Here is a 26,175-nt window from a genome sequence, read left to right as displayed (position 1 = left end):
TTTGACCTTGCTTCTATGGAATGGCATTCTCCCCCATGAAGAAAAAAGCCGAAAATAAACGCATTGCGCCCTTTTGTCGTCAAAGTTGGCGCGTACCTGCTGTAATACTTACCCTGGCCTGTTTAGCGACATTTGCCTGGGGTTTTCACCTGCTCAGTGACCACCGTGACCAACTTGGTCAGGTTAGCTATCTTCCTAATATGAAATCAGGTGGTGTTCCTGGCCATGTTTTACCAGGTAGTGGCCCGATCACTCCAACAGGGGATGGTCAAGCGCAAGGGGTTGCGGTTGCCGCGATGGGGCAGGCTGCTGAACAGGCTTCGTCACCCTTGGTGCGTTCTTCATTGGTCTCTCTGTTTGTGGCAATGGATAAGGGTTCAAATTTGAACCCTGTTGGCTCAGGTGTCCTAATTAGCTCAAAGGGCTATGTTGCGACCGCCGCGCATTTGGTCAATGGTAGTGTAGCTTTGCAGGTGAGGGTAGCCACCCCTGGTGGTTCCAAGGATTATCAAGCGCGTCTGGTGAAGGTTATCCCTGAGCATAATTTGGCCGTTCTTAAATTGATTACGCGGGATAGCTTTCCCTATTTAACACCTACGGATACGCGCAGTTATGATCCAGGTTCCCCCTTGATCTCTTGGGGGGATGGCCTACAGCGCAATGTTATATCTCAGAGTGGTACTGTTACTGGGGCACCGGTGGATTTAACCGTGAGCAACCAGAAATATCAGGGATTGGTGCCAATCAATGCCATTTACCACTGGTCACAAAGTGGTGGTGCTGTCGTGGATAGACAGGGCACGTTGTTGGGGATTGGGGTGATGTTCCAAGAGAATAACGGAACATTGCGCGGTTTTTTAGTCCCCGGCTACTTGATTCGGGCGCACTTTCGCGATGTTATGGAGATAGCTCCCGTAGGTACCAATGGTGTTGTGCCTAGGGCTGGTTTGGGTGGCGGGCCAGGGGTAGACCCGCCAATGATGCAGCTTGCCGCTGCTCAGGGACCGCCGGGCCAGTTGGGTATGAGTGCGGTTGGGCAGCAGCAGTTAACGGGCTTAAATACGGTGAATACCGGTCGACCATCGGACGCATGGTGGGCAAAAGCCAGAAATTTCATGCATGACCAGCTTAATCTTCACCTGCCATCCTCTCCGTTTGATTTTTCTTGGCTCTCTTCAGATCTCAATAGCGCACACAGTCAGCAAAACCAGATTTTTGGCTATCCAGTAAGCACATTCTTTGGATTGATGCTTTTGGGTTTGGTGGCCGGTGTGAGTGGTGGCATGATGACCATGGGTGGGGGCATCATTAAGGTGACAGGGTTAATGTCCATCTTTGGTTATGGACTGGTATTGGTGCGACCGGTGGCCTATTTGACCAATATCTTCATGTACGGTGCCGCAGCCTTACGCTATAAACGTTCCGGGACCATCCATTGGCCAGCTTTGCAGCCCTTGATCCCCTGGGTGATCGGGGGCGTTGTGGCGGGCTATTTTATTGGCAATGTGCTGGATGCTTTTGTCATTCGCATGTTGTTGGGTCTGTTTGCGGTGGCACTGGGTATTAAGATGGTGCTGGAGATCTGGGAGCACCATCGTCACGGCATTGATCGTGAGGCAGAACGAGATCACCTTTTTCAAAATCGGGCACACATTGAAAACCGTTGGATGCGTGAAGGGGTGTTGGGTCTGCCCATGGGATTAATCAGTGGCATTTTAGGGATTACAGGTGGTGTTGTAGAAGTACCGTTACAGCGGTATGTCAACGGCGTGCCCATGCGTATGGCGATCTCGAACAGCGCGGTTTTGGTGTTTTTTGCCTCTATTGTCGGTTCTGCTGTGGCGATGTGGCACGGTATAACGAGCGGTGCTTTTGAAGCGGAAACCCCCTTGATTATGGCCCTTATCTTGTTGCCTGGATCCTACCTCGGTGGTATGATCGGGGCTTGGCTAACCACGGTTGTGCCCATGGACTTTCTTAGGTGGCTCTATGCCATTCTCATGTTTGCTGTCTCCTTTCGGATGTTCGTTGTATGAAAATCAGGGGAACCACCATTGTCGCACTGGGTATGTTGGTGGTGGCCATAACCGTTCTTGCCAGTATGATTGACCTGCCGGGGTCAGATATGTCTGTAACGCCCCCTCCCGTGGAGACCCCGGTTGGGGCTCCTATTGCAGGGAACACGGGAGACCCCGCCATGGGTATTGCCGTGGCCATGCGGCGTGGGGTTGTGGAACAGCGGGCACCCATTCCCGCTCTTTCAAGTGCGAATGGTAGCTTTGTGGCCCCCAATGTTCAGTTTTCTGAAGCGCATTGGCAGGGCATGGAAGCACTGCCCCTAACTATTGAGTTGAAGCGCAAGCTTAAACTCCCCTTGGACTTAGAAGGTCTGTTGATTGATGAAACCACCTTAAACGCCGCCGTAAGCGGATTGCTGGCTGGTGATGTGTTGATCGCCATCAATGGGCGTAAGGTGAAGAGTTTAAAACAGATGCAGGATGAAACTCGGCGGAGTCAGATGGACCGTCGTGCAAGTTTAGCTGTCTATAGAAAGGGGCGTCTGTTAACGCTGACGCTGGTTGATGAAGCCAATCTTGGATTGGCTCAAGTGGAAACCGCCCCTATGATTTTACCCGGGGATATTATGCCCCATCCTTATCGTGGTCCGTGTACGCAGTGTCACGCCATTGGTACGGCTGGGCTTATGATGCCTGATCCGGACTTAATTGTCCTACCGCCGGGTCCCATTAGGGCCGGAGCTACAATGCCGCACCGAGACAGGGGTCCCTGTGGGGCTTGCCATGCCATCATTCAGTAAAATAGGAAATTGAGATGGGAAGCAGATCGACCAAAGGTACAATTTGGGATGAAGTGGGCTTTTTTGGTCACACTGTGGGCATGGTGCTAAAACGTTCGACGGGAGCGGCCATCCGCTGGTTTGACGAAACCTTTAGCGTTGACACAGACTATCGTTCGGCCTATTTCCGGGATAAGGGTATCAAGTATGCCAAGCAAGGCCGCTATACCCATGCGGCTGAGGTGCTTGAAGAGGTTGTGCAGACCAATTATGAAGATTTTGAGGCGGGTTTTCACCTGGCGTTTTGCTACTTAAAATTGGATAAGCTTCAGTCTGGTATCAATCTATTGAGTCACTATTACAAAGCGGGTCACAAGGATGCGAAAGTAATTTCCATCTTGGGCATGGCTTTAATCCAGAGCGAAATGTATGAGGACGCTGTGGAGGTGCTCAAACAGGGCGCGGCGGAGAACCTTGATAACTTCAATATCCATTATCGCTTGGGCATGGCGCTGGACCATTTAGAGCGTTATGACGAGGCTTTGCTCGCTTTTCAAAATGCGATGAAATTGCGTCCCGAAGAGCCTCGTGTCTATCGGTCGATTGGTTTTGCCATGGAGCAGTTGGGTATGCGTGATCAAGCGGTACAACTCTTCAAACGTGCCGCACAATTGGAAGAAGGGCGACGCGGCTGATGTTTCGCCCATGCCTTGAGCGCTGCACGGGATGGGGATCATGAGTCATTCCACACCGCGAACCGTGTCTCACTGGATGGAGCAATCTCTAGCTGACGTAGCGGATGCGTCGCAGGCTCAGGGGGATGCCACAGCTACGCCTGCTATTGAGCCCATGGACGATACGCAACGCGCGCTCTTCCCGAATCATGATGATCTGTTTTTGCCTATGCATCGCCTAGACCCTGAGCATGTTTCTGATCTTCTGATGGCTCCAGCACAGCGTCGTGGTTATATAGAGGTAGCCGCTTCATCTGCTGTGCAGAAGGAGGCGATGGAGGCGCCGTCGCCCTTGAATAGTCGTGCGGAGTCCACACGTCAGTTCAGCAAGGTAGAGGAAGAGCGTCATCGCCGCGTGGTGCAGGTAGGCACACCTATCAACCGCAGCAATGTGGTGATTTTGCCGAAAAGGGAGATGGTTGGTGCCGTTGATTATGCGGCGTTTTTACGTAGCCGTGAGCAGCACACATCACAGCATGGGCCGGTTGTTGAAGAGACTCCTGATTTCAACATGGAGAATCAATCTCAACAGCCAGTTGGTGGCTTGCTTGAGGCGACTTATCCCCTCTCTCGTGGTTCTGGCGTTGTCTCTGAGAATAATGCTCAATGGGTGGAAAAGCCGGGCTTGCGGGATGGCCTAAAGGTCGAGCCCTCTCATGCATTGCGGGAGGGTTCAGAGCTTTTGGAGGCTTCTGCGTTCAAGGCGTCACCTCTTGACAGGCTGGAACACGAAGAGGGTGCGCTTTTATTGACAGAGACGGGGTGGTCCAACGAATCACGGCGGGAAGTGGTTGCGCCTGCACGAGAAGAGGCGGACGTCACCCAAAATAGTGAGCGCTTATTTCAGCAAAATTCAGTGCCTTCGCATGAACAAGTGATGACCTTTGTGCAGATTGATAATCTGCTCAATCAGGTCTTGGCGGATCGATTGCTTGTGCAAAGCCAAGAACCCTCAAACAGCGGTTCGAATGTCGATTTTCCTGCCATTTCTCTCCTGCACACAGATCAAACAGCGTTTTTGGGGCTTCCTGATACAATCCTTGATCCACACCGCCCTCGTGTGGATGAACAGGGCGGGCTGTTTTACTCGGATCTACCACCTGCTGCCGAACCGCACATGTTGGACGAAAGCGAAAACCTAGGATCTAGGCCAGGTGTTGTAGCGGCTCCAGAAGCCGAGTCCGTTCAGGAGGTCGAGTCCGTTCAGGAGGTCGAGCCCGTTCAGGAGGTCGAGCCCGTCCAGGAGGTCGAGTCCGTTCAGGAGGTCCAGCCCGTTCAGGAGGTCGAGTCCGTTCAGGAGGTCGAGTCCGTTCAGGAGGTCGAGCCCGTTCAGGAGGTCGAGCCCGTCCAGGAGGTCGAGTCCGTTCAGGAGGTCCAGCCCGTTCAGGAGGTTGAGTCCGTTCAGGAGGTCGAGCCCGTCCAGGAGGTCGAGCCCGTTCAGGAGGTCGAGTCCGTTCAGGAGGTCGAGCCCGTTCAGGAGGTCGAGTCCGTTCAGGAGGCCGAGTCCGTTCAGGAGGTCGAGCCCGTCCAGGAGGCCGAGTCCGTTCAGGAGGTCGAGTCCGCCCCAGTGGAAGAGGAGCGCGGGGTAGAGAAAACCCCCGGCGTGGTGCCAACGGCAGAAGCTACTCACGAAGCGGCGCGTGGGGCTGTAGAAAATGGTTCTGAAGGTGATGCTTCTGGCGGGTTGCAGCATGGGTCGGATAGGCCAGTCCACCGCGCACAGCGGCCTGACGGATACGCTTCAGCGTTTTCCGCTCCTGTTGCATCCATAGCGGCCAATAAGAGTGCCGCGGGGATGGATCCCGCGCAGCTCCACAAACCGGGGTCGGGTCTGTCAGGGCCTGAGGCCGGTGGCAAGCAACAGGCTACCTCGGTGGTCCAGGGAAAAGAGGCAATGGCGTTGGCGGGGGGGGCAGTGCAGGGGGGCAGCACGTTTACGCAAGCGAGCTTTGACTCTGCTTCGAGCGTTACCGTTAGCCGAGTGGCACAAGATATTTTGGAACAGCTCGACAGAGATGAACAGCTTAGTGAGCCAACCTCAAGCCACGGGTTGGGAACGGTGCAAATACCAGCCCATGAGCTGGCCGATGTTCAATTGGATGAGCAGAGCGGTCTAATTGTCGATGAGATCCCGGTCTTAGAGACAACCCGCATCCAACAACGTCGCTCTTTAGCCAATCAAGCCCGGGAACAGGTGGCTCAAAAAGCCGCTGCGAACCCAAAAGAAAAGGAGTATGGGTCTTCTTTTTCATGGGCCAACGGTTTTTTGTTTGGACGAATGAAGTCTCATCGTATAAAACTGGCCGCCGCAGCCCTAGAAGCTCCTGTGCGTATCGAGCCGCAAATTCGCAGGCCGAAACCGCTGGTCAGTCGTCTTGGCCAACAAAGTGGTTTGCCCAAAACCATGTGGCTGGCTTTTGGTTGGTATGCCTGTGGGGTGATTCTGGAAAATCTAAGTTCGGGGGCCATCCGTTGGTACCAGGGTTTAACCCGCTTGGATGGGGATGTGCAGGTCGCGTTCCTTATGGATCGTGCCCGGCATCTGCAACGCCTGGGACGGCAGGATGAGGCCCAACCCTTGTTGGAGCATGTGCTTAATGCCCCACAGGCACCGTGTTCGGCCTATCTGTTACTTGCGGATGTGTTTAAAGCACAGGGAGCCCCTGATCGCGAAGAGCAGGTGCTGTTTAAGGCGCTTAATAAGGGTTATGATGACTGTGAGCTCTTTCTGCGTCTGGGACTGTTAATGCAGCGGAGCAAACGGCGTGAGTCGGCCATTGCCTACCTGCGGCAATGTGTGGCGATCAATCCCGATCTCTACGAAGGTCTTTGCGCTTTAGCCCAGAATCTAGGCCATGCCGGTTTACCCCATGAGGGGTTGGCACATCTTGAGCGGGCTCGGGAGATCCGTCCATACGATCCCCATGCCTTTATGCTGACAGCGGAAATCCTTGAGCGTTTGAATGAGCATGAAGATGCCGCGCTATTCTACCAACATGTTGATGAACTGAATCAGATGTTACAAGTCAAACCTGCCCACGAGCAGGTGGTCGAGGATGAATTGAGTTGAGTGTCGAAGCGTCATCGGGGCGGCAAGTGGATGGGGTAGGTGGTGATGAGTAAAAATGGTCGCGACGCAACGGACGGTTTAGAGGCGCTGGAGTCAGAATCGCTCAATAGTGAGCGTGTGCGCCGTATGAAACGTCTGATGAAAGATATGTATAAGGAGGAGTTTGAGTCCCAGCGACTGCGCTTGCCGCCGATTAAATCCCGCGCCTTGATCGTCACGGTCTCCTTTCTTTCCATCGTGATTTTTGGGGTAACGACCCTCTACAATTTTAACCGTTTCGTGACCCTTGAGGAGCGGGTGCTCTCCTCCCACGGTCATATTGAAGATGCCTTGCAACGGCGTTTGAATTTGGTGCAGAATCTGGTCAACTTGACCCTAAACCAAGCGGCGCTGGAGCAAGAAGTCTACCGCCACGTAGCTGATGTGCGCAAGCAGATTGGTCAAGGGGGGGAAGCCCGTGCCGCAGAGGGGCCGGAAGGCTCGGCGGCTGATCTGGAGTCGGGCTTGGCTGGTCATGATAATACCAACTTTTTAAAGCAGATGTTGGGTATGACAGGCAATGTCAGCAGTGGTGCCTTGGCCAATCTGCTGGCGGTTGTGGAGCAATATCCCAATATTACCGCATCCGTGACATACCAGCAATTGATGGATAAATTGGTGGAAATTGAAAACCGGATTACCCTGCGGCGTGATGAATATAACGAGGAAGTGCGTATTTACAATACACTGATTTCCTCCTTTCCATGGTATATTCTGGCCAAGGTGACCGGGTTTGATCGCTACGACTACTTTACAGCTCGTGATAGCCGCGCAGATCCCGTGTTGCGTGTGCCACAGGTTGACAACGATACGTTTGACCGCTTGCTGCCGGTATTTGACGGCAAAGCGCCAGAGGTCAGAAAGGTTCCCAAGGTTGTGACGCCACATCCGCTTGAGGGACAGAAACCGTCCAATGACAAGAGAGCGCCATGAAGTACGATGAATGTCGAAATTGCCGGGATACGGTTACGTGGTACTCCATTGTTTCTAACCTGATCCTGGTGGTTATTAAGGGAGTTTTGGGTGTTATCTCAGGCTGTCAAGCGCTGGTGGCGGATGCCTTTCACTCCTCTGCGGATGTCATGGCCTCTACCGTAACGTTGGCCAGCTTGAAAATTTCCGAGCGTCCAGCCGATGACGACCACCATTACGGGCACGGTAAGGTTCAGTTTATTTCATCGTCCATCGTGGGGTTGATTCTGATTACGGGGGCGATTTTCATTCTGATTGACGCCATCAAGACCATTGTGACGGGCGATTATGACGCTCCTAATCGCATTGCCATTTTGGGAGCTGCCATTTCGGTGATCTCCAATGAGCTGATGTTTCGCTATCAGAGCTGCGTGGGTAAGCAAAACAACAGTCCTGCCATTATGGCCAATGCCTGGGATAATCGCTCCGATGCTTTTTCATCCATCGCTGTGATGATTGGGGTTGCTTTTGCGACATTTGGTTTTCCTGTCGCGGATCCCTTGGCGGCATTGGGGGTTTCTGTCCTGGTGATTCGTATCGGTATCGAATTAAATCTGGAAGCCATAGATGGTCTGATGGATGCCTCACCAGAGATGGAGGAGTTGGAAGATATTTATAAAATTGTCAAAGATGTCTCCAGCGTACATGGCATCAACTACATGCGAGCACGTACCATGGGGGATAACCTGCACGTGGAACTCAATGTGGAGGTTGCCGAAGCGTTAAAGGTGTATGAAGGGGATTTGATTGTAGACCTGTTAAAGCGGCGTATCTTCCAAGAGGTCAAACACATTGGCGAGTTGCAGATATTTTTGACACCGCTGCGTACGGAGTCCCGTTGAGTGTGTCTGGTGTGACGTAGCTTAAAAAGGGAGAGACAAACGCCGTCTCTCCCTTTTTGTCTATAGGGGGTAGTCTGTTGCGCCCCCCATAGGTAGAGAATGGATGGCGTTTTATGTGTTTGATTTGACCCTGCATCATCTCTGCGTTAGCATCTTGTTTTATCCGCCATTTTGGTTTAACGCCTTGCTCAGTTGTGGATCTTAGTATGAAATGGGAAGAGTGGATCGGCGTACTTGCTGCCCTATTTATGGTGGGTCTTATTGTGATGACCCTTATGCCCAACCAGGTGGGCTCCCTGTTTTCGGGAGATACCGGTTTGGGGCAGGGCGTAAAAATGAATGTTCCGCAACCAGGAGCGGTTGGGCCAGCTTATGTTCAGGGGCAGCCACGGGCGCTGCAAATAGCGGCGCAAACTGCTCCAGCTACGCAACCCCAGGCTACGCAACCCCAGGCTGTGGGGGATGCCTTAAACCCTGTACGCAACGATGGTGGGGCACCGGTGCAGCCGGGGGTGGTGCCTTTTCGGCAGGCGCCTTTGGTCAGTTTTGAAGGTACGATCCAGCAAATATCCGAAATTCAATGGCAAGATAAGCAGATTCACATTTGGTTAAGTCAGCCTGGCAATGGAGAGTTGCATATTTCGGTTGCGCCAAGTTGGTTTTTGGCATTTATGGGCTGCACGCTACAACACGATATGCAGGTTAGCGGTCGGGGCTTTAAGTTTGATAACATCAATAAAGATGCCGTTGTTTATGCAAAATTTTTGCGGTTAGGCGCTAAGCGCTGTCACTTGCGCAACGATGAGGGTTTTGCGCTTTGGTCTAACAAGCTACGTTAGGGGTAGACGGTGCAACTGAACAGTAAACCACCCTCCCCATTAACCGCCATGATTGTGCTGCTTGTCGTTATGGGGGGGGCTTGGTTACTCTATGAAAAAAACAAGGATACGCTAGAAGAGTGGTCCGACAACCGCATTCCACGGTATCTGCAAGGGGAAATTTTTGGCAGCTACCCCATGCCAACCCAACCCACCATTCAGGAAGAGGTGGTCCGAAAAGTGCAACAAAACAAACAGCAGCCAGCCAAAATGGTTGTCAAGATGCTACCTGTAATCCCTAAAAACGCTAAGTTACCACACCCTTATTGGGGATTATGCACCAAGTGCCACCTTATTAAAGGGGGTGCCCCGCCGGGCAGCCAGCCTATTACGCCGGTTGGTAAGGTGCTTGAGAAAGCCTCTATGATCACCAAGGTTGGCCCGCCGATTTATCCGGATTCCACGCGTCACCATCCGGCTGCAGGTCGTTGTATTAAGTGCCATGATATTGTGGTAAAGCTGCCACCCAATTAGAGTTAATTGCCATGCTTGAAGATGCGGCTACCCTATTGTCACACCCCAAAGCTTCGCTATGGTTTGCACTGGCTCTGGTGGTGTGGGCGCTGTTTATGTGGATCTCCTTACGGCTGCGTCAGATCAAGCCCGTGCAACAGGCTCTGGATGATGCCCTGCTCAGTGTTGAATTCGCGCTAGAGAGTCAGGGTTCTGACCGCTTAGAAACCTATTCCGAAATGCTTGCGCAAAACCCTGTTTTGGGTTCAGCGTGGAGCGCCTACCGCAATACCTTTGTCGCCACGGGTGATGATACGCCGCTTCGCAGTGTGGATCGGGTGGAGCACTTCTTTTCAGCGGAGCGGATTTTACCTTTTCATGTCGATTTAAAATGGATACGCACCGTTCCGATGCTGGTCGCTGGATTGGCTTTGGTGGCCTCTTTATTTGGTATGATGACCGCATTGCACGGCCAGCTTAATGGGGTGGAAAACCTCGATGTGCAGACCGTACGCCTTGCCTTGGCGGGGCTTTTGGGGGCGGCCACAAGCAAATTGATGGCGGTGGGTATTGGTCTGCTGGCAGCCATTTTATTTGCCGTTGAAATGCGTCAAAGCGTGGATGCGTTAGAAGGCCGTTTGCAGGCATTTACAGAGCGTTTGGGTAAGCTGGTCGAGTATGTGCCGGCGGAGACCCTTTTGCTGGCCCAATGGCAGCGCCAGAGCGGCGGTGGCGCAGTGCGTCAGGATGTTGACGTGTTAGCCCTTGATCGTTTGAGCAACCGCTTGATTGAGGCTTTACACGAGGGTTTGGAACAGAGCGCGCTGCGTGCTGAGACGCGCCAGGAACAGCTTGCCAACCTGATGCGCGACGCCTTGTTCAGCGGCATGAAAAAGATGCGTCTGGATGAGGGGGAGCGTCTGCACTCTTTTCAACTCAACCAGGATCGATTGATTGAGCGTCTGGAGGAGGGGCTATCGGCGACGCTGCGCCACGCGCTCTTACCTCTTGCCGAGGAGCGCGGCAGAGGGGTGCCCGTGGCGACGGGTGGGGCGGAGGCTGCATTAGGCCGTGATATGCAGCAGGAACGTCTGCTTGAGCGGATCGCCCTGAGTTTAGAAAAGGGCATGCAGAGTTTTTCTGAAGAGTTGGATCAGCAGGGTCGGCAGCATGGCCATCTGTTGGAGCGTTTGCGCGAAGGGGTGGATCAAAACGCCGACGCCATGGGTAAGCGGATAGAAAAGGGGTTGGAGAGCCAATCAGAACGGCTTGAAGAGCAGCTTAAACGGGTGGTTACGGGTCTGGATGAGCATAGCCGCCAGCTGCGCGAAGGGGTGGATCAAAACACCGACGCCATGGGTAAGCGGGTGGAAAAAGCGTTGGAGAGCCAATCAGAACGACTCGAAGACCAGCTTAAACGGGTGGTCAATGGTCTGGATGATAATGGCCGCCAGCGTGCTCAGCAAATGGATCATCTGGGGCGACGTCTGGACGAAGGGGCGGCGTTGCGGGATGAAAAAATGGCTCAGCGGTTTACTGTGATGGGTGCGAAGCTTGAGCAGCAGGGTAAACAGCACTCCGAGCGGCTTAATGCCGGCTTAACCCAACTTGCCGAAGAGATTAATGCCCAGACGGCCCAGTTGCAAACGGGGTTGAATGCGTTGGGGGAGCGGCTTGAAAAAGGCTCCCAGGAGCGGGCAGAACAGCTGCTGCAATTTATGCGTCGGGGTGAGTGGTGGCGTGGCGAGTTTCTTCAACAACTCAAGGAGTTGCTGGGTGACGTGGGGCGCCGAGTGATTGATGGCGTGCGGCAGGAGTTGCAAGGTTTAAAACAGGCTGCCGACCACTCCGCAACAGCGCTGGAGCAGCTGCGGGAGGCATTGGCGCGGCAGGATTTAACCCTGTTGCGCAGTGATTTGGCCCGTGCGGTTCAGGATGCTCTGCGGCAAATGGACAACAACACCGATCGGCTGCTTAGTGGCATGCAGAATATGAGTGGCGATCTGCTGCGTGGCCAGCAGGGGCTTGGTGAAAAGTTGAGTGCGCAAGGGCAGCTGTTCAGCGTTGAAAACCGCGAAACCCAGCGCATGGTTAAAGATCTGAATGATTCAGTCGGCTTACTGCCAGAGCGTCTGCTCTCGCAGATGGAGCCGGTATTAGAACGGGTGAACCAATCGCTCTTAAAGTGGCAAAAACGGCGCGAGCAGGGTTCAGAGGCGGTTGGTGATAGCGCTTGGCAATCACGCGCCGAGCAGCAAGTCGCAGAATTGATCGAGCGTCAACGCAGGGATTTGGTCGTTGAGTTTGAAGGGATCAAAGCGCGGCTTGAAACATTGGCCCCGGTGGAAAGTGGTCGTTTTCAAACATTGAGTGAGCAGTTGGAACGGGTGATGACCCTGTTGGCGGGTCAGAGTGGGCAGGTTGCCGGGCTCTCCCTGGAACCGGTATTGGCCTGGATCAAGGACGAAAGCTCACGCTTGGCCGATGCGAACACGGTGAAGATAGAGTCGGCGATGCACGACTTTTCGGCGCTTTTGCAGGGACAGCGGCAGGATCTACAAAGTCTACAGCAACAGGTGAACAAAAGCGCCCATCAACTGGACCAGGTGCTGGAGGTGGATACCCTTACGGCGCAACAGGCTGAGTCGCTGTTTGCACAGGCACGCAGTCAATGGGAGGGCGTGCTGCTGGAGAGCAAACAGCTGCTGCACCAGGCGTTGGCTGTGCTGCAACATGAGCGTGGCTCTACAGCCGAGGGTTTGTTGCCATCCTTACAGGGGGTGGTTCAACGGCTGGAGAAGGCGCAGCAAAGTTTGCACGAAGGGGTGGCGCAACTTGTGGTGGAGCGCCTCAATGGGGTGGTTCGCCAAGAGCAGGCCAAACAGTCTGAGTGGGTCACGGGGCAGCTGGAGCAACTGCAACAGGGTCTGTTAGGGGCGATACAACAGCAGCGCATGGAGGCCCGCGCCCAGCACGACACATTGATGGAGGCGGTGGAGCAGGTCAAGCGTCAAAAGGTTGATCTGGAGCCGGTGTTGGATGCGGTGCGTGAACAAGGGGATCGGGTGGCAAAGCGCCATACCAGCCTAACATCCATCGTGGAGTTGGTGCGGGATGAGATGCAGGGGTTGACCACACGCATGGCCGGTTTGAACCTTTCTGACGAGCAGATTGAACGGGTTGTTGAGAACAATTTTCAGGCGTTGCACGCAAAATTGCCTGCTGCATTGGATGTGAACCGCATGCGTGAGATGCTCTCAGATGCGTTGCACAGCGCCATGCAGAAGGCCCCCAAAGGGGACGTTTCGCAGGTTGTGGCGCAGCCCATGACCCCCCAGTTTTTGGAAAACAGCGTGCAACAGGCTCTGGAACAGGTTGGTCAGCGCATTGCTGAACGTTTTGAGCAGGATAGTGCGGCGATACGGCGCGCCTTGGATCGGCTGCAACAATCCAGTGAGGCATTGGATGCCCGTTCTAGCCGGTTACATGGAGAGTTGATTGAGGCCCTCGCCCATGGCCAGGGAGAGGAGCAAGCGCAACTTGAGAAGAGTTTGCGCGATTCGCTGGAGCGGGGCTTTCGTCAGTTACGCGAGCAGGTTGAAGCGGAGAGTGGACGCCTACGCCAGACCGCCGATGCATTGGTCAAGCGTCTTGAGGGTTGGCAGCAGCCGCCCGTGGTGGACTTGTCGCCTATTTTAGAGGTTATACGAGCAGAGGGTGGTCGGGTTGATCAATTGAGTAGCAGCACCATCAGCAACCTTTTGCAGGGGTTACGTGGCGAGTTGCAGGTTCAGTTGCGTGAAACAGCGGATAAATTGGCGTTTGTGTCGGGTCAGGTCGCTCAGTTGAACACAGGTTTTGAAAAGCAGCTTGAGGGTTTGACGCCTGCGCTGTTGGCCAAAATATCGGGGGCTGCGCTAGGGGGCACTGCCGCGGGTGATGCGGGAGCATTGCGCGCACTGCAAGAGCAGATGCAGCAATTGAGTGTCACCCTTACCGATGCTATGAGCCAGCGGGTAGATGCGGGTGCTGCCCAGATCGAGCGGCTAAGCCAGCGCATGGATGGGTTGCTGGTGCGGGTGGATCAGCGGGTGCAGGGGATGTCGGAGCACGATATTCGCACCCTGTTGGAGACCCACGTTGCCGAGGCCAATCTGGCGGAGATGGATCAGCAACAGTTGCAAATTATTCTGGAAGGTATGGCCAACGCCGTGCAGGAGCGTCTGACTGGGGAGGCCGACCGTTTGCAGCGTTTGTCAAAAAATCTTGAAGGGACGTTGGAAACGCTGCGTATTAAAGCAGAAAAGCTGGATGAAACCTTCCTGGATAGCGCCTTGGATCTGCTTCGCGAAGAGGGCGAGCGTTTGGCTGAAGGGGGTGTCGAGGCCGTTCATCACGCAATGGGGCGCTTAGGCGAGCAGCTTCGCTTGGAAGTCAGCCGGGATGCCAGCCAGATGCGTCAAACCGCCGAGCAGATTGAGGCGTTGATGGGGCGCATAGAAACGGCCTCTCACAGTCTGGATGGTGAAGCATTTTTGCGGCGTTTGAATGACGCCTTGCAAGAGAGTGGGCGTCTGCAATTGGATGCGGTCAAGGCCTCGGCCCAGCAGTTGCGTGATGAGTTGCAGGGGCTCTTCAGTCAAGCCATGGAGAAGGTGACCATGGGGGGGCAGGGGCTTTCGGAGGCGCAACTGCAAGAGCAGCTGATTGAACCTGTGGTGGCACGTCTTAAAGCCTATGATGAGGCGTTAGCGAGCTCTCGCGAGGCCGCAATGGGGGCATTGCTCGAAACATTGGCTGAGAAGCTCTCCAGCACGGTACAACAAGGGTTGGAGCCCATTCAAACGGCTGTGGCAGGGTTGCGAGAGCTGGTTGGGCAGGGGGGGCAGCGTGCTCAGGAGGAGATTCTTGATAAATTATTGGCCCTGGCAGATCAGGTAGCCCAGTTGCAAGAGAACTCTGAGATGACCATGGAGGAGTTGGAGGCGCTGGATCAGCCCTTTATGCAACTCGCCCAGTTCCTACATGAAAATGCAGAAAATATGAGCCAGACCCACAATGCGGTGGTGATGTTAACCGAAGAGTTTCCCCTGGTATTAGCCGATATGTTGGCCCAGTTGGATGAGGAACCTGAGGAGGAGCCGTTGTGAGTTGCCTGCATAAGCCAGATAGGGTGGAACAAGGTGCCGTTAGCAGCCATAACGATGTGAAGGAGCAAATCCATGAGAGCTTATGAAAAAGGATTTCTCTTCATCGTGGTGGAGCTGATGGCCCTTGTGCTGGTATTAGGCGTATCTCTGTTTCTTATACTCGATTTGGAGCAGGTCTCCCGCGCCGTTGCGAAACAGCCGCAGCCTACAGTGACCGTAGCAACACAGGTAGAACCGTTGCCCCAAACGGTGGAACCCTTACCCCAGGCGCTAGAACCGTCTGCACAACCGGCGGTAGCGCCATCCGCGCCAATGAGCTGTCCAGAACTCCCCGCTCCGGTGGTTAAAGTGGAGCAGGTCTATGTGGAGGACCCTGCGCGTCTCTCTTTACAAGATCTGTTAAGCCGCCTCAGTAAGGAGCTCACGGCAGAGGGGGTTGCGCATCATGTGGATGAGCTGGGCGGGGCGCTCTTTCTCCCCGATCTCTTTTTGTTTGATGCCGGACGTATCAATGTGGGAGCGGAAAAACAGGCTTTGCTCGGTAAGCTTGTCGGGGTGTTAAAAAAGGTTTTACCTTGCTTTACGATTGATGCGCCTGGGTTAAGTTGCGCGGGTGAGCCAGGTAAGGTTTTGTTGGAAGGTGTCTATGTTGAGGGCCACTCCCCACAGTCAGATATTGATCAGCCACGTTTTAATGGCAATTGGAACGTGGCGATGAAACGCGGCTTTAGCCTGTTTGAGAGTCTGCTGAAAAAAGATCGGCTACTCAACGGATTGCGTGGGGCACAGGGGCATAGTTTGTTCAAGGTGGCGGGTGTCGCCTCCAACTTTGATGTGCGCTCGGATGGGCGTCGCGTTGAGTTGCGGTTTGTTATGCAGCAGGCGGTCGCGCTAGAAAACCGAGAGAACCATGTCCAGCCGCAAAATCCCTAGTCCTGACCCCCATGTGAACGATTCTGGATATATGCTTGTACATGGCAAAATAACCGCTCTATACTATAGGGGGAAGATGTAAAACCATAGTGTGTGGAGGGAAGTATCGCCATGTTGTTCCTGTTACCTCTAGGGCTTAGTGCCAGTATCGGTGTGGGGTTGGCGTATTACATCGCCAATCGTGACGCTGTGAAGCCGGCCTCGTCGAAAGGAGGTCTGTTAAGCAGGTTCAGCCAGCCGACACCACCGGATATGGAGATTGAAGATGAAGTGTTTCTGGACGAAAAAACCGTCACGCTAGCCAGTGAAGAGATTGTGCTGGATAATCGCTTTGGAAACCACAGCATCTACAGTGAGCATGACTTTATCCGCTCTGCGGATATTAAGCTGGAGTTTACCTCGGGAAAAGATTTTGGCCTGGGTAGCCAGAGCCGACTGTTGAGGGTCTTGGAGTATAAAGCCAACCAATTTCTTTCGCAGCGACTTGGTGGAAGGGCTGGCTCGCAAATAGAGCGCCGGGTCCATTTGCGACTGGTGGCTGAGCGTGAAACCCGTGCCATCTACCGGATCCATTGGAAACAGAGCAGTTGCCGGGGCCTGTTTGTGGTACGGATTGGGGATAAAAAGATAGAGTTGCCCTATATGGCCAGCTACGGATTGTTTCACGAGGTGGAGAGCATTAAGGATGATGGTTGACGCGCTTGTGGGTCAAAATAGGGCGCACTGAATCGGCAGCGCCGGCAGTCCAAAGAGTCATCTAGTGCTGTTGTTCCATGTTTTGTAGAGCTCCCTTGGCTCCCCTAGTTTTGGAGTGCTTGGGCCGCTTGACCGGCCTTTGTTAGACAAGATGATCTTGAAACATCATTCGTTTGCATCGGTATAATACGCAGTGTGCCACCGTATGATCGGCAGAGAATGAACATTTGGGTTAAGTTGACAGGACACTTTCATATAAACAATGCCCTGATGTTGCATGAGACGGCATGCTGGTGGTTTGTCGTGTAGAATGCAAATGGAGTATGCAGGTTACGCTTTGCCGGAGGCCTGTCGAGAGCATGGGTATATGGCCATGGCACGGGAAATCAGAGGGTTTGGTAGGGTTGAACTTTGAGTGAGTCGATGCAGCAAAAAAAATTGACCATTCTGGGTCAATATGGTCAGTTGGTCGTCTTACTCTTTGAAGGTGTAAACGAGGTTGATGAACCCGTACGGCTGCTCTCGCCAACCAGTGGCTATGAACGGCTGAATGATCAAGATAGCGCTACGTTCTTTCATGATGTTGCCCCACAACTCATGAATGATTTAACCGATACCATCCATGCGCTCCGGCGTCACCTGTTAAAAGAGTGGTCACATAACCACGAGGATCCTCGTCAAGCTGGTCCGATCTCTGCCGCATATTTCAACTTTCAAAATGCGGTGCGTCAAAATGAAGAAGCGTCTCTCTCTGAAAATCCATTTTACGATCTTGCCAAGCTGATTTATCGTCTGCACCAACAGGCGTTGCAGAGTAATTTTCAGAATAGTTTAAAACAGATTGGTGAAACGCCAGATTTTAATATGCCGGTGGTGCGCCCCTTTAAACAGATTTGGGGAAAAGCGTATCGCTCGGACCCCCTGTGGCGCAAGCTGTGGCACACCATCAGCTTGGTGGTTATTTCTAGTAAAACCATGTTGGCGTTGTTTCTTTTTGTTTTCTCAACTTTTACAACCTCCCGTGGTGTCAATGAGCTGCTGCAAACACCTATGGTCGAAGCGTTGTTTGGCTCCTTATTTCTGGGTCAAGATGGGGAACTGCCCCGGGCTCTAATCGCGTGGGGCAGTGGTGTGGTGCTCTCATCCGCGATCTTAGATTATAAAAACAGAATTTTTATAGGGATTGTTGAGCGCGGGAAAATATTTAAAGGAATTTTTTTGTCGATGCAACGCAACCCACGTTGGTTTGTGTTGGCTTTTTTCTTAACCTTTGTCTCTATTTTTACCAACTATGACGGTATTGTAACCCTGCTTTCCAAACATGGGGATCTGGCTAAGCAGGCTGAGGAGATTCAACACCGCGTGGAGATGGTGTTAGGTCAACGAGCCTTGGCTAACCCCGACAACCCTCAATCGCTGAACGGCTTGCTACGCTCCTTGGAAAATACCGCAGAGGCGGCCATTCAAACTTTTCGGCAGATCCCCGAGGATGAAATTTCCGGTGTGGCATCCAGCCGTGACCCCCGTAAAGGCCCACGCTATTGGGCCAAGCACTTTATTATTTTTGGGGGATATTACGAAGGGGTTAATGATATTCCGACGGTTTTTCGTAACTCCACGGCGGCGCAGCAGGTTAACCGTATTCTACTGGATTCGGGTCTGGATTTAACCCAGTCGGTGGAGCAGCGGATCAAGGATCTGCTGGCGCTCTACCGGGACCATTTTAACCATACTGAACGAAAAGTCCTGGAAAAACTGAATGCCCTCAATGGGTTGATGACCATTAAAGATTTCACGCCGACAGAGTTGCAGCGCATTTTGACGTTGGAACACTATAAGGTCAACCAGCGTATCGCGGAAATCATCAAACTGGTTGAGGAAAATAAGACCGTTTATGACGAGGTAGCCTCGGATCTTAATCTGCTCATGGGTGAGCGGGTTGCCCTGCTGCAATTGGTCGATAAATATGGCAAATCGGTTAATGCCAGCTACAATGTCGCGGTCAATGTGGATGTCCCGGAAATTTCCTCTATCGAGGCGTTAAAGTCCGGTATTATTCCGGTTGCCACACATAAAAGTCTGGCGGAGCTTAAAGGATTTTTGGTCGAAAAATATGGTCTGGCCATGGGGGGGTTGATCCTGACGGCCATCCTCTATTTTGCCATAAGTATTGATTTGGCAGACGTTATGTTCTTTATGCACCATAGCGCCGCAGTGGGTCGTAGAGATCAAAAAAAGTTAAAACAGAAAATAGATCAACTGGATAAATGGGAAAAAAATCTGACCCATGGCTTGTTAAATTTTTTTCAGCAGGGGCAGGTTACAGCCATTCTCAACTGGTTGCCAACAGCTTCTAGTGTCATTATACGCTATGGTTTGTTTAGACAAGCCAATGAGTTGAAGCTTATCCTGCGTGAACCTTCGGATCGACACCCTCTGGCGGCCCTGAGTATCTGGTTTATTGGCCTATTTCACATGGCCAGGCATCCTCATGTTAATTTGATCAATGCATGGTACGATTTTGCCCTGCATATTCGTTCTGGCCAGGAGCGCATGGCCAATCGACTGTTTTGGTCCTTTTATCCTGGGGTGCAATTGGGCGCTGGTGTGCCTAAGCAGGGATTTGACTACCTGGAAAAGCAGTCGCTGAAGGGCATTGAAAAAAACAAAGTAGATTTTGCTCAGGAGGTTAAATCGGTTGTCAAGCAGGTTGAAGACCCGTGTGGCGAGGTCAAATGGAGTGTGCTGTTCCGGCAAGAAGATGGCGACTTTAAGCGCTTGGAAAATGCCTTACAAAAGCTGCAAAAATCAGGAAAAACCGACGATGAAAGCCATCATTCTGGCCTGTTTGGGCGCCAGGGCAGTGCCCTGTGGAAGTTGTTCTCTTTTATCGCGTTTAGGGGCTACTGTTTGTGGCGGACGCTGATTTTAAGCGACTTTGCCCCGGCTGTAGAGCCGTTCCCTGTCGAATATAAACAGTGGCTGCGGGATCTGGAGCGAAATTTAGAAGATTCGCGCCGGATTAGCGAGGTGGTCAGTTACAAAGTGCCTTTGGCCAAACGGATCATGCAGGAATTGCCCGTGTTTCAAGCGATGGTCTTGCTGCCTGTGCGGTCCAAAATAGATTCGTGTGATGATGATTGGGCGCTGCCCTACCGAGCGTTGATTAACTATTTTATCCCGATATTTCATGATCTAGAAGCCGAAGCCATGCAGTTGCTTGGCTTCTATAAACGCACCCAAGAAAAACTGTCGCTGGACGATCCATGGATGACCAAATCGGATGGTGGTTATGTTCAGTTGATGTATAACATGAGCGGCGAAAATTTTTCGAATGTTGAAAAGTATGATTTTTTGCGTGAACAACTCAAAGAAGCTCAAGAGACCATTGCCCTTATCTTCGAACGGATCGAACTGCAAAAACAGTTAATTCAAGAAACCCGGGAATGCGAACAGCGTTTTTCACATTTGACCATGCGTGTGCGCATGCGCAGTTATGGTCAGATGGGTGGTCAGATGGGGGGACACCAACAAGCCGCTCAGTTGATTGATCGAATTAAACATGAGATGCAGTTGATGCTCGATTCTGCCGAGGAGTTGGTGATTCCTGGTGCGGTTCCTGATGAGTTGACATTGGAAACCTTAAAGCAAATTCGAGATCGTATGCATGAAGTGGAGACCCGTATTGATGGAGGTGACGGCCTCTTTGTGGATGAGATGCTCAGCCCGACCTATGTGCCAAGTGACTTATTCCCCGATGAGGTTGTGGAGGATAAGCTTTCTTCTCACGACATGCCAACCTATGAAACCATGGTTAGCACCACACAGGCGGCTGGCATAACCTCACCTGTGCGTAGTCGGCCCTCTGCGGGAAGAACGCAGGGGGGGGCAACTCAAGTAGCGAAAGCTGTGCCCCAACTGTCCAAGCAGACGATGAATTTTAAGAGTGAGCCAACCATTGTGGAAGAGGAAGTGTGGGTCCCGCCCGTACCACGCGCGGAGCCCCCTAAAGAGAGACGACAGGAGCGCAGCACGCTTGAAACGCCGTTGTCGTCTCAAGAGGGGCCACCCGTGCGCCGTTCGAACCAAGTGACACATTCATGGCCTAAACTCAAAACCACCTTTAAGAGCCCTGTTTTGGATCTGGAGCGTTTGGTGGTTTCGCACCAAGCAAGCGCAGCAAGACCCTTGGCACAGGCCCCCTTGGCACAGGCCCCCTTGGCACAGGCCCCCTTGGCACAGGCCCCCTTGGCACAGGCCCCCTTGGCACAGGCCCCCTTGGCACAGCCTAATAAGGGGTCCACTGCCATGCAAACACCTGATTTAGCGCAAATACGGCGGAAGGAAAATCCACGACGTCAAAATAAACGGGTGGAACATGCTTCTACAGTGGAGTTTATCAATGAGAGCGGTTGGATCTATAGGGGATTGACCGAGGATATTAGCGTGACCGGTGTGCGTGTGGTGATACGGGGTTCGCTGCATGGATTGTATCCTGGCGAAAGCGGTGCCTTTTTCCTGATGGGGCACGCGGATGAACGCGGCTTCCCCTGCAAAATCGTGCGGGTGGAAGAGGATACACTGGTTTTAAAAATCACCGGCGACCTGTCGCGTTATAGCTTATTGGTGATGCAAGACGCCTTTGCCCAGTTTAATTTTTTGAATGCGCCGTAGTCTTTACTGGGCACATAATCCGCAGTATACGCTTGTTTTGGCCTCTAAAATGCTTGGTATTTCCCTTATCACGTTTCAACATCATAGTAATCCACCATAAATATGGCAGGATGGGGTAGATTCATGCAACAAGATCACCACTCTGAAGAGAAAGCCCAACTTGAAGAAGCCCTCATTCGATGGGTAGAGAGCGAAGGTCATGCTTGGTTTCAGAATGTCGGGGTAGAGTTAGCACGAACCTACGAAGAGATCGTACGGGAAAGGGGCATTCCCGTTGAGATCGCGGAGATTATCACGGCACTGGAACAGTGCCAGGAATTTACGGTTAAAAGGGTGAGCGCGGCAATCTCCCACAGTTTGCGACCGGCTGCGTTTGAACCATCGCCCCCCCCACCTCTACAACAGCCCAACAGAGTCCATGATGCCCGTGCTCATGGCACGCAACAAGAGCGCCCACCGGCAGCAGCCCAGCAGGAGACACCGGTTATACGTGCAGCCCCGGCTGCTGCTGAGGAGTTGTTTCCTCAAGTAACCCGGCAAAATTTGGCGGTGCGTCGGTCGAACCGCTCCCAGTGGAGCGCTCCAGTGGAGCCCAATAAAATCGTTCGGGAACCGCGCCCCGATCAGCCTGCCGCGCATACGGGCATGGCTCATCACTCTGCGCCTGCCCCGGCACCGTCCACACCACAACCCGGTGCTATGAACGCTGCAACCGATGCGCAGACAGCGAGCATGGGTATGGAAGAAGTCGCCATGGCCGAGATGTTAAAAGGGGTTGCGGCGCGTTTACACCCCATTGCCTCCTTTAAAGAGGGGCAAGTGCTGCTGCACAACCTACAGGTGTTGATTCACAGCATGTCCCAACCCGGTTGTTTGCATAACCCCCAACTGCGTCAACAGTTTCTGGAAATGGCCCATGCACTCGACCATGCGGGTAAGCGCGGTTTGCTCGAACAGACGGGGCTTGCTGATGTGGGCAGTGCTTTTGAACATATGGCGAATTTTTTTAAGGTTAGCCCACAAGAGCCCGCAGCGCGTGAGGAACAGGATGGACGAGCACCTGTGGTCGGCCAGCAGACAAGCACGGCCGTAGCAGCAGACGTACACCCGTTTGCCCAGAACCTGCAAACCCATTTTATGCGTCTAAAACGCTGAAATAAGGTGGTGTTATGAACAACACTCAGATACGACGTTCACCGGTTTACCGATGTTCATCTACGGTAAAAAGCAAAATTCGCTACCGCAATCAACACGATGTCTGGGTGGCAAAGGCGGGTAAAGCATTGCTGGATAATCAAAAACAGCATATCTTTGAGCAGATCTGTTTTGCCGAACCTCAGCACACCCAAGATATACCGTATGCAGAGATTATCGATTTGCCCGAAGTAGATAAGCTGCCCCCACCTGGGCAAGCGCGCAGTGATGTCACGCTGGCTGTGGCACGGCATGATGGCATCACGCTGGAATTGACGGGTTTTCGTGATATTCGCGACTATGATAAAACCGTTGGGCGAATTTTAAGTGCCATGGCGGCAAACTACATCACCCGGGAAGAGGCCACACAACTCTGTTGGCAGCTTCATCATTTACGCCAAAACCATCAGGGAAGTTAAATACCCCCATGGCTAACATCTCGTCCCTCACCAAAGTGCTGTATGTTGGACTATTCTGCTTTGTGTTGGGTGGGTGGGCTGTGTCGGCCATGGCGCAAGAGCAATCCGCCGCTCAGGAATCTACCGAGGCACGCCAACCCATTTTAGATCAGCAAATTCGGCAGACTTGGTCCCGCCTCAATCAGGTAGCCATGACCAGTGGCACCAACTCGGAAGAGTATCTACGTCCTTTACAGGTTTTGATTAATCTTTTTATGGACGCCGATATGTTGCCCCTCGCCGAGCCGCTTATTCAGCAAGGGTTGGATGCTTTAACTTTGCTTAAAGGCCCTAACCACTATATGACGCTGAAAATGCGCATTCTTATGTCTAAGGTCGATTATTCCAAGGGGCGCTATGAGCGGGTTTCTGGTGAGCTCAATAATGTGCTCATTATCAATAAATCCAAAGGTGTGCTTAGTCGTGAACAGATTAAAGAGGCTGAGCTTTACCTCTATCGCGCTCGCCTTGGCTTGGTTAAAGAGCTTATCGCGACACCCGGTAAACAGACGCGCGCGGAGCAACTGTTATTGGTGTTGATCCCTGATTTCGAATCGCTGCTGGGGACCAAAGCGCCAGAGTTTTTAGAAGCGGTGCATTTACGGGCCGAAGGCATGTTGATGCGGCGGCACTATGGTGACGCCGAAGCGCTGTTCCAGTATTTGCTGGAGTTGTACAACAAATTGGATGCACCACCTGTGGATGAGCGGGTACGTGTTTATAGAGATCTGGCAATTCTATATGGCGAACAGCGCCAAATGGATAAAGCGCTGATCTGGATTGATAAAGCCTATCATGATCTGCCAGGCGTCATTGGTGTGCGTACCTGGCAGACCAAGGTCGAAGTATTATCAACCTTGATTGTTATTTATCAAAGCCTGGGTAAGACGACAGAGATTATGCCTTTGGTGCAAAAAATGGAGAGCTTTATTGGTAACTCCTTGGGCCATCATAGTTTAAAGCATGCGCGTTTTAGCAAAGGCTTAGCCGAAGTATTAAGTTTTTTAAAAATGGATGAACAGGCCAAGCAGCTAACCGCGCAGTCAGAGCAGATGGGGCAGCAAATCTTTAAACGCGAACCAAAATTGTTTGCCCATTGGTGGGAATCTTTAGCCCAGGAAAAACCGAGCGGCAAGCGCCGGGGTAATGATCTATCCCTGTTGGTTCGTTATATGGATGACCTTATCGCGCGGCTCTTTGTTCAGTCAGAGAGCGTCATGTTATGGCGGACCAAATATCAGGAGGAAAATCCCCAATGGCAACCCTCTTCTCCCAGTAAATCCGATGAGGCTGAAGCCGAAGCTGAGCCGCCTGAGCCTGAACAGAAGAGCAGTGTCGTCCAAAAGATTAAGGAGATGTTGACCATCACCAAGGATGACAATAAAGAACAGAAATCCGCGCAGCCTGCCCAGGATAAAAGTAGTGAAGAGGCATCGGTAGGGCTGGATGCCAGGAGTGGTTATCATGTCTCTATGGGCTGTTTTTCCAGCAAGTCTTTTCCATCGCAAATTATACGTCGGGGCGAGCAAGAGGGGCTGAACGTCTATATGCGTGCTCTGCCGCGCGGCGGTGGCCGCGAACTCTATTGTGCGGTTGCTGGTCCATTCAATAACCGGTTAGAGGCCGAGCAAACCAACGAGGCTATTAAGATTTTAAAGCTTAGTGAGGATAGCGCGATTGTTTTCTATAAATAGGGCGCGTACAACAGTGCTCCCCTTAATCAATCCGCGCTGGGCTATTTTGATCCCGGCTCATACCCGCATCAAGCAGCAAGAAGGGGGTGTTGGGCGGGTTTTCCCGTCTGGCAAATAGGGAAGCAGGACGGTAGCGCTGATGTAAGTCGGTGGGGGCGTAGAAGGCTCTTGGGGTTGGGGTAAGCAGCGCTGCTGTGCGGGCATGTATCGCTCTTGAGCGTGCTTGTAAGCGCCTCTAAAACAGGGTGGATTTCTGGGTTGAAAGCGCATTCATCCGTATAGGATTAAACCGGTGGGTGTTTGGGGCGAAAACGGGTAGAGGCTAAAAAACGGGCCAGCAAGAACTTAAAAGAGAGCCCTACAACAACGGCAAGACCGATGAGTTTTGCGGCCTTTTTTATCCCCTCACGGCGGCGGGCAATGGTGTCGGGTGTCTCAGCAGGCATATTTGCGCAGGGATAAACGTGAAAAGGTTTGCGGTATAAGCGTCATGCTCGGTAAGCCTTGCTGAGCTGGGTAAAGCCCGTTAAGGCGGTAAAGAGAGGGCCTTTCTGCGTTTAGAAAGGCCCTCTCTTATTTTAAAAAAGCAAAGAGCGTGGCGCGTGTCGGTAGAACGCTTTCACTCAACCGTGGGCGCGGAAGAGGTGCTCATGTGCGGCGGTGTCGCCAACGCCTCGTCATGGCCCTGTTGTTCCCCACGGTGACGTTTAAGATAGTTGTAGACCCCGACACCCACCGCTGCGGTAACAACACCGCCCAAGGCAACAGTACCCCAAACGCCTAAGCCCAACCCCAGCCCTAAGCCCCAGCCTGTGCCAGACCAGATGGAGCCGCCCACTTTTGAGGCCACAGCCGCGCCCGAAGCTTGGGTGCTGGCAGGCTTGGTTAAAGCAATGGTCTGCGCCTTGGCGGGTGCTGTGTTGAGGGCGGCAGCCTTAGCAGGTACGCTCTTAACCACAGCAGGCTTAACCGCAGAGTTGGCCGCGACAGCTTTGCCGGTGGTGGTAATTTTAGCCTCGCCGCCGGTGAGCATTACCCCATTTTTGGTGCCCTCGATCAGGGTGCCATTGGCCTCAAAAGAGGTGATGGTGGTTTTACTCCCGGTCAAGCTGGTGGCGGTACCCGCACCTTCAATTTGTACCAGCGATTGAGCCGTGCCCGTTTTCAAGCCCTGAACTTCAGTACCGTTGAGCAGAACTCGCCCTTTAAGGGTAATGGCGTTGGTCGTGTCCAATGGGGTGAGTTTAACGGTGCCAGCCCCCACCTGCTGTACGGTAAATTGCTTACCCGTTAGTGCGGAAAGTTGATCTTTTCCGATAAGTTCGGTCGTTGGCATCATCGCTCTCCCGTTCCCCTGTAATGGTACATTAACAAGAATGATTATCGTAACCAATATTTTGTTAATAAAGCACTCTTGCAAAATAGCAAAGCGCTGGCATGAGTGCAAGAAATCTACTGCGGCAGAAGGGCGTTTAGCTTGCGCCGGGCACTGGCATGCCCCTGTAGCCTTAGGTGTAACCCAAGTGACGCCTAGGCGGCTTGCCACACAAAGAGGGGGGGGGGCTCCCTATGCTGTTGGTGTTACGTGTGC

At 52.7% G+C, this 26,175-nt stretch carries 17 protein-coding genes; 15 read left to right on the top strand and 2 right to left on the bottom strand.

Translation table 11 applies throughout. The features are described 5' to 3' along the window. Window positions 1-35 precede the first annotated feature (35 nt). The 15 genes from mamO to MMC1_RS11515 all read left to right on the top strand — a co-directional run bounded on the left by mamO (window position 36) and on the right by MMC1_RS11515 (window position 24,584). Window positions 36-2,036 (top strand): magnetosome protein MamO, encoded by a 2,001-nt coding sequence (gene mamO / locus MMC1_RS11585; protein WP_041641192.1) that lies wholly within the window; start codon window positions 36-38, stop codon window positions 2,034-2,036. After that, window positions 2,033-2,818 carry a magnetosome magnetite formation protein MamP gene (gene mamP / locus MMC1_RS11580; RefSeq protein ID WP_011713876.1) on the top strand — a complete coding sequence of 262 codons (786 nt, stop codon included), beginning with the start codon at window positions 2,033-2,035 and terminating at the stop codon, window positions 2,816-2,818. The genes mamO and mamP overlap by 4 nt, the downstream gene beginning before the upstream one ends. Before the next feature lie 14 nt (window positions 2,819-2,832). Continuing rightward, entirely contained in the window at window positions 2,833-3,492 is a 660-nt protein-coding gene (locus MMC1_RS11575) for a tetratricopeptide repeat protein (protein ID WP_011713875.1), read from the top strand. 40 nt (window positions 3,493-3,532) lie between these two features. Beyond that, window positions 3,533-6,601, top strand: coding sequence for a tetratricopeptide repeat protein (locus MMC1_RS20145; protein WP_011713874.1), 3,069 nt, complete (start codon window positions 3,533-3,535; stop codon window positions 6,599-6,601). Window positions 6,602-6,646: 45 nt separating this feature from the next. Next, on the top strand, window positions 6,647-7,573 hold the full coding sequence (gene mamQ, locus MMC1_RS11565; protein WP_011713873.1) for a magnetosome protein MamQ: 927 nt from the start codon (window positions 6,647-6,649) through the stop codon (window positions 7,571-7,573). Beyond that, on the top strand, window positions 7,570-8,454 hold the full coding sequence (gene mamB / locus MMC1_RS11560; RefSeq protein WP_011713872.1) for a magnetosome biogenesis CDF transporter MamB: 885 nt from the start codon (window positions 7,570-7,572) through the stop codon (window positions 8,452-8,454). Before mamQ ends, mamB begins: the two co-directional genes overlap by 4 nt. A gap of 206 nt (window positions 8,455-8,660) precedes the next feature. Further along, window positions 8,661-9,293: a magnetosome protein MamS gene (gene mamS, locus MMC1_RS20140; protein WP_011713871.1), complete on the top strand. Its 633-nt coding sequence runs from the start codon at window positions 8,661-8,663 to the stop codon at window positions 9,291-9,293. A 9-nt stretch (window positions 9,294-9,302) separates the two neighbouring features. Further along, window positions 9,303-9,806, top strand: coding sequence for a magnetosome protein MamT (gene mamT / locus MMC1_RS11550; protein ID WP_011713870.1), 504 nt, complete (start codon window positions 9,303-9,305; stop codon window positions 9,804-9,806). Window positions 9,807-9,817: 11 nt separating this feature from the next. Further along, on the top strand, window positions 9,818-14,935 hold the full coding sequence (locus MMC1_RS11545) for a coiled-coil domain-containing protein (RefSeq protein ID WP_011713869.1): 5,118 nt from the start codon (window positions 9,818-9,820) through the stop codon (window positions 14,933-14,935). A 72-nt stretch (window positions 14,936-15,007) separates the two neighbouring features. Continuing rightward, window positions 15,008-15,868 (top strand): hypothetical protein, encoded by an 861-nt coding sequence (locus tag MMC1_RS11540; RefSeq protein WP_011713868.1) that lies wholly within the window; start codon window positions 15,008-15,010, stop codon window positions 15,866-15,868. A gap of 111 nt (window positions 15,869-15,979) precedes the next feature. Next, window positions 15,980-16,564, top strand: a complete 585-nt coding sequence (locus MMC1_RS11535; RefSeq protein ID WP_011713867.1) for a hypothetical protein — start codon at window positions 15,980-15,982, stop codon at window positions 16,562-16,564. 423 nt (window positions 16,565-16,987) lie between these two features. Continuing rightward, window positions 16,988-21,238 carry a PilZ domain-containing protein gene (locus tag MMC1_RS11530; protein WP_011713866.1) on the top strand — a complete coding sequence of 1,417 codons (4,251 nt, stop codon included), beginning with the start codon at window positions 16,988-16,990 and terminating at the stop codon, window positions 21,236-21,238. Between the two features lie 123 nt (window positions 21,239-21,361). Continuing rightward, entirely contained in the window at window positions 21,362-22,393 is a 1,032-nt protein-coding gene (locus MMC1_RS11525; RefSeq protein ID WP_011713865.1) for a flagellar biosynthesis protein FlhF, read from the top strand. Window positions 22,394-22,407: 14 nt separating this feature from the next. Further along, window positions 22,408-22,851 carry a hypothetical protein gene (locus tag MMC1_RS11520; protein ID WP_011713864.1) on the top strand — a complete coding sequence of 148 codons (444 nt, stop codon included), beginning with the start codon at window positions 22,408-22,410 and terminating at the stop codon, window positions 22,849-22,851. Between the two features lie 8 nt (window positions 22,852-22,859). Further along, window positions 22,860-24,584, top strand: a complete 1,725-nt coding sequence (locus tag MMC1_RS11515) for a hypothetical protein (RefSeq protein ID WP_011713863.1) — start codon at window positions 22,860-22,862, stop codon at window positions 24,582-24,584. Between the two features lie 284 nt (window positions 24,585-24,868). On the opposite strand, the gene MMC1_RS21920 is transcribed toward MMC1_RS11515, so the two are convergent. Together MMC1_RS21920 and MMC1_RS20135 are read right to left on the bottom strand one after the other, a co-directional pair. Further along, window positions 24,869-25,030: a hypothetical protein gene (locus tag MMC1_RS21920; RefSeq protein WP_160162701.1), complete on the bottom strand. Its 162-nt coding sequence runs from the start codon at window positions 25,028-25,030 to the stop codon at window positions 24,869-24,871. A 173-nt stretch (window positions 25,031-25,203) separates the two neighbouring features. After that, the gene (locus MMC1_RS20135) at window positions 25,204-25,923 is read right to left on the bottom strand and encodes a hypothetical protein (protein ID WP_011713862.1); all 720 of its coding nucleotides are present in this window, start codon (window positions 25,921-25,923) and stop codon (window positions 25,204-25,206) included. Between the last annotated feature and the right edge of the window lie 252 nt (window positions 25,924-26,175).

It is taken from the genome of Magnetococcus marinus MC-1 (genome assembly GCF_000014865.1).
GTDB lineage: Bacteria > Pseudomonadota > Magnetococcia > Magnetococcales > Magnetococcaceae > Magnetococcus > Magnetococcus marinus.
Note: the sequence above shows the minus strand (reverse complement) of the source record. Positions and strands in the feature narration are given on the sequence as shown.

What these genes read in the sequence shown, in the direction of transcription:
- MMC1_RS11535 (WP_011713867.1), top strand. Translation starts at nt 15,980, where the DNA reads ATGTTGTTCCTGTTACCTCTAGGGCTTAGTGCCAGTATCGGTGTGGGG.
- MMC1_RS11520 (WP_011713864.1), top strand. Translation starts at nt 22,408, where the DNA reads ATGAACAACACTCAGATACGACGTTCACCGGTTTACCGATGTTCATCT.
- mamO (WP_041641192.1), top strand. Translation starts at nt 36, where the DNA reads ATGAAGAAAAAAGCCGAAAATAAACGCATTGCGCCCTTTTGTCGTCAA.
- MMC1_RS21920 (WP_160162701.1), bottom strand. Translation starts at nt 25,030, where the DNA reads ATGCCTGCTGAGACACCCGACACCATTGCCCGCCGCCGTGAGGGGATA.
- MMC1_RS11530 (WP_011713866.1), top strand. Translation starts at nt 16,988, where the DNA reads ATGCAGCAAAAAAAATTGACCATTCTGGGTCAATATGGTCAGTTGGTC.
- MMC1_RS20135 (WP_011713862.1), bottom strand. Translation starts at nt 25,923, where the DNA reads ATGATGCCAACGACCGAACTTATCGGAAAAGATCAACTTTCCGCACTA.
- MMC1_RS11540 (WP_011713868.1), top strand. Translation starts at nt 15,008, where the DNA reads ATGAGAGCTTATGAAAAAGGATTTCTCTTCATCGTGGTGGAGCTGATG.
- MMC1_RS11575 (WP_011713875.1), top strand. Translation starts at nt 2,833, where the DNA reads ATGGGAAGCAGATCGACCAAAGGTACAATTTGGGATGAAGTGGGCTTT.
- MMC1_RS11515 (WP_011713863.1), top strand. Translation starts at nt 22,860, where the DNA reads ATGGCTAACATCTCGTCCCTCACCAAAGTGCTGTATGTTGGACTATTC.
- MMC1_RS11525 (WP_011713865.1), top strand. Translation starts at nt 21,362, where the DNA reads ATGCAACAAGATCACCACTCTGAAGAGAAAGCCCAACTTGAAGAAGCC.
- mamS (WP_011713871.1), top strand. Translation starts at nt 8,661, where the DNA reads ATGAAATGGGAAGAGTGGATCGGCGTACTTGCTGCCCTATTTATGGTG.
- mamB (WP_011713872.1), top strand. Translation starts at nt 7,570, where the DNA reads ATGAAGTACGATGAATGTCGAAATTGCCGGGATACGGTTACGTGGTAC.
- MMC1_RS20145 (WP_011713874.1), top strand. Translation starts at nt 3,533, where the DNA reads ATGAGTCATTCCACACCGCGAACCGTGTCTCACTGGATGGAGCAATCT.
- mamP (WP_011713876.1), top strand. Translation starts at nt 2,033, where the DNA reads ATGAAAATCAGGGGAACCACCATTGTCGCACTGGGTATGTTGGTGGTG.
- mamQ (WP_011713873.1), top strand. Translation starts at nt 6,647, where the DNA reads ATGAGTAAAAATGGTCGCGACGCAACGGACGGTTTAGAGGCGCTGGAG.
- MMC1_RS11545 (WP_011713869.1), top strand. Translation starts at nt 9,818, where the DNA reads ATGCTTGAAGATGCGGCTACCCTATTGTCACACCCCAAAGCTTCGCTA.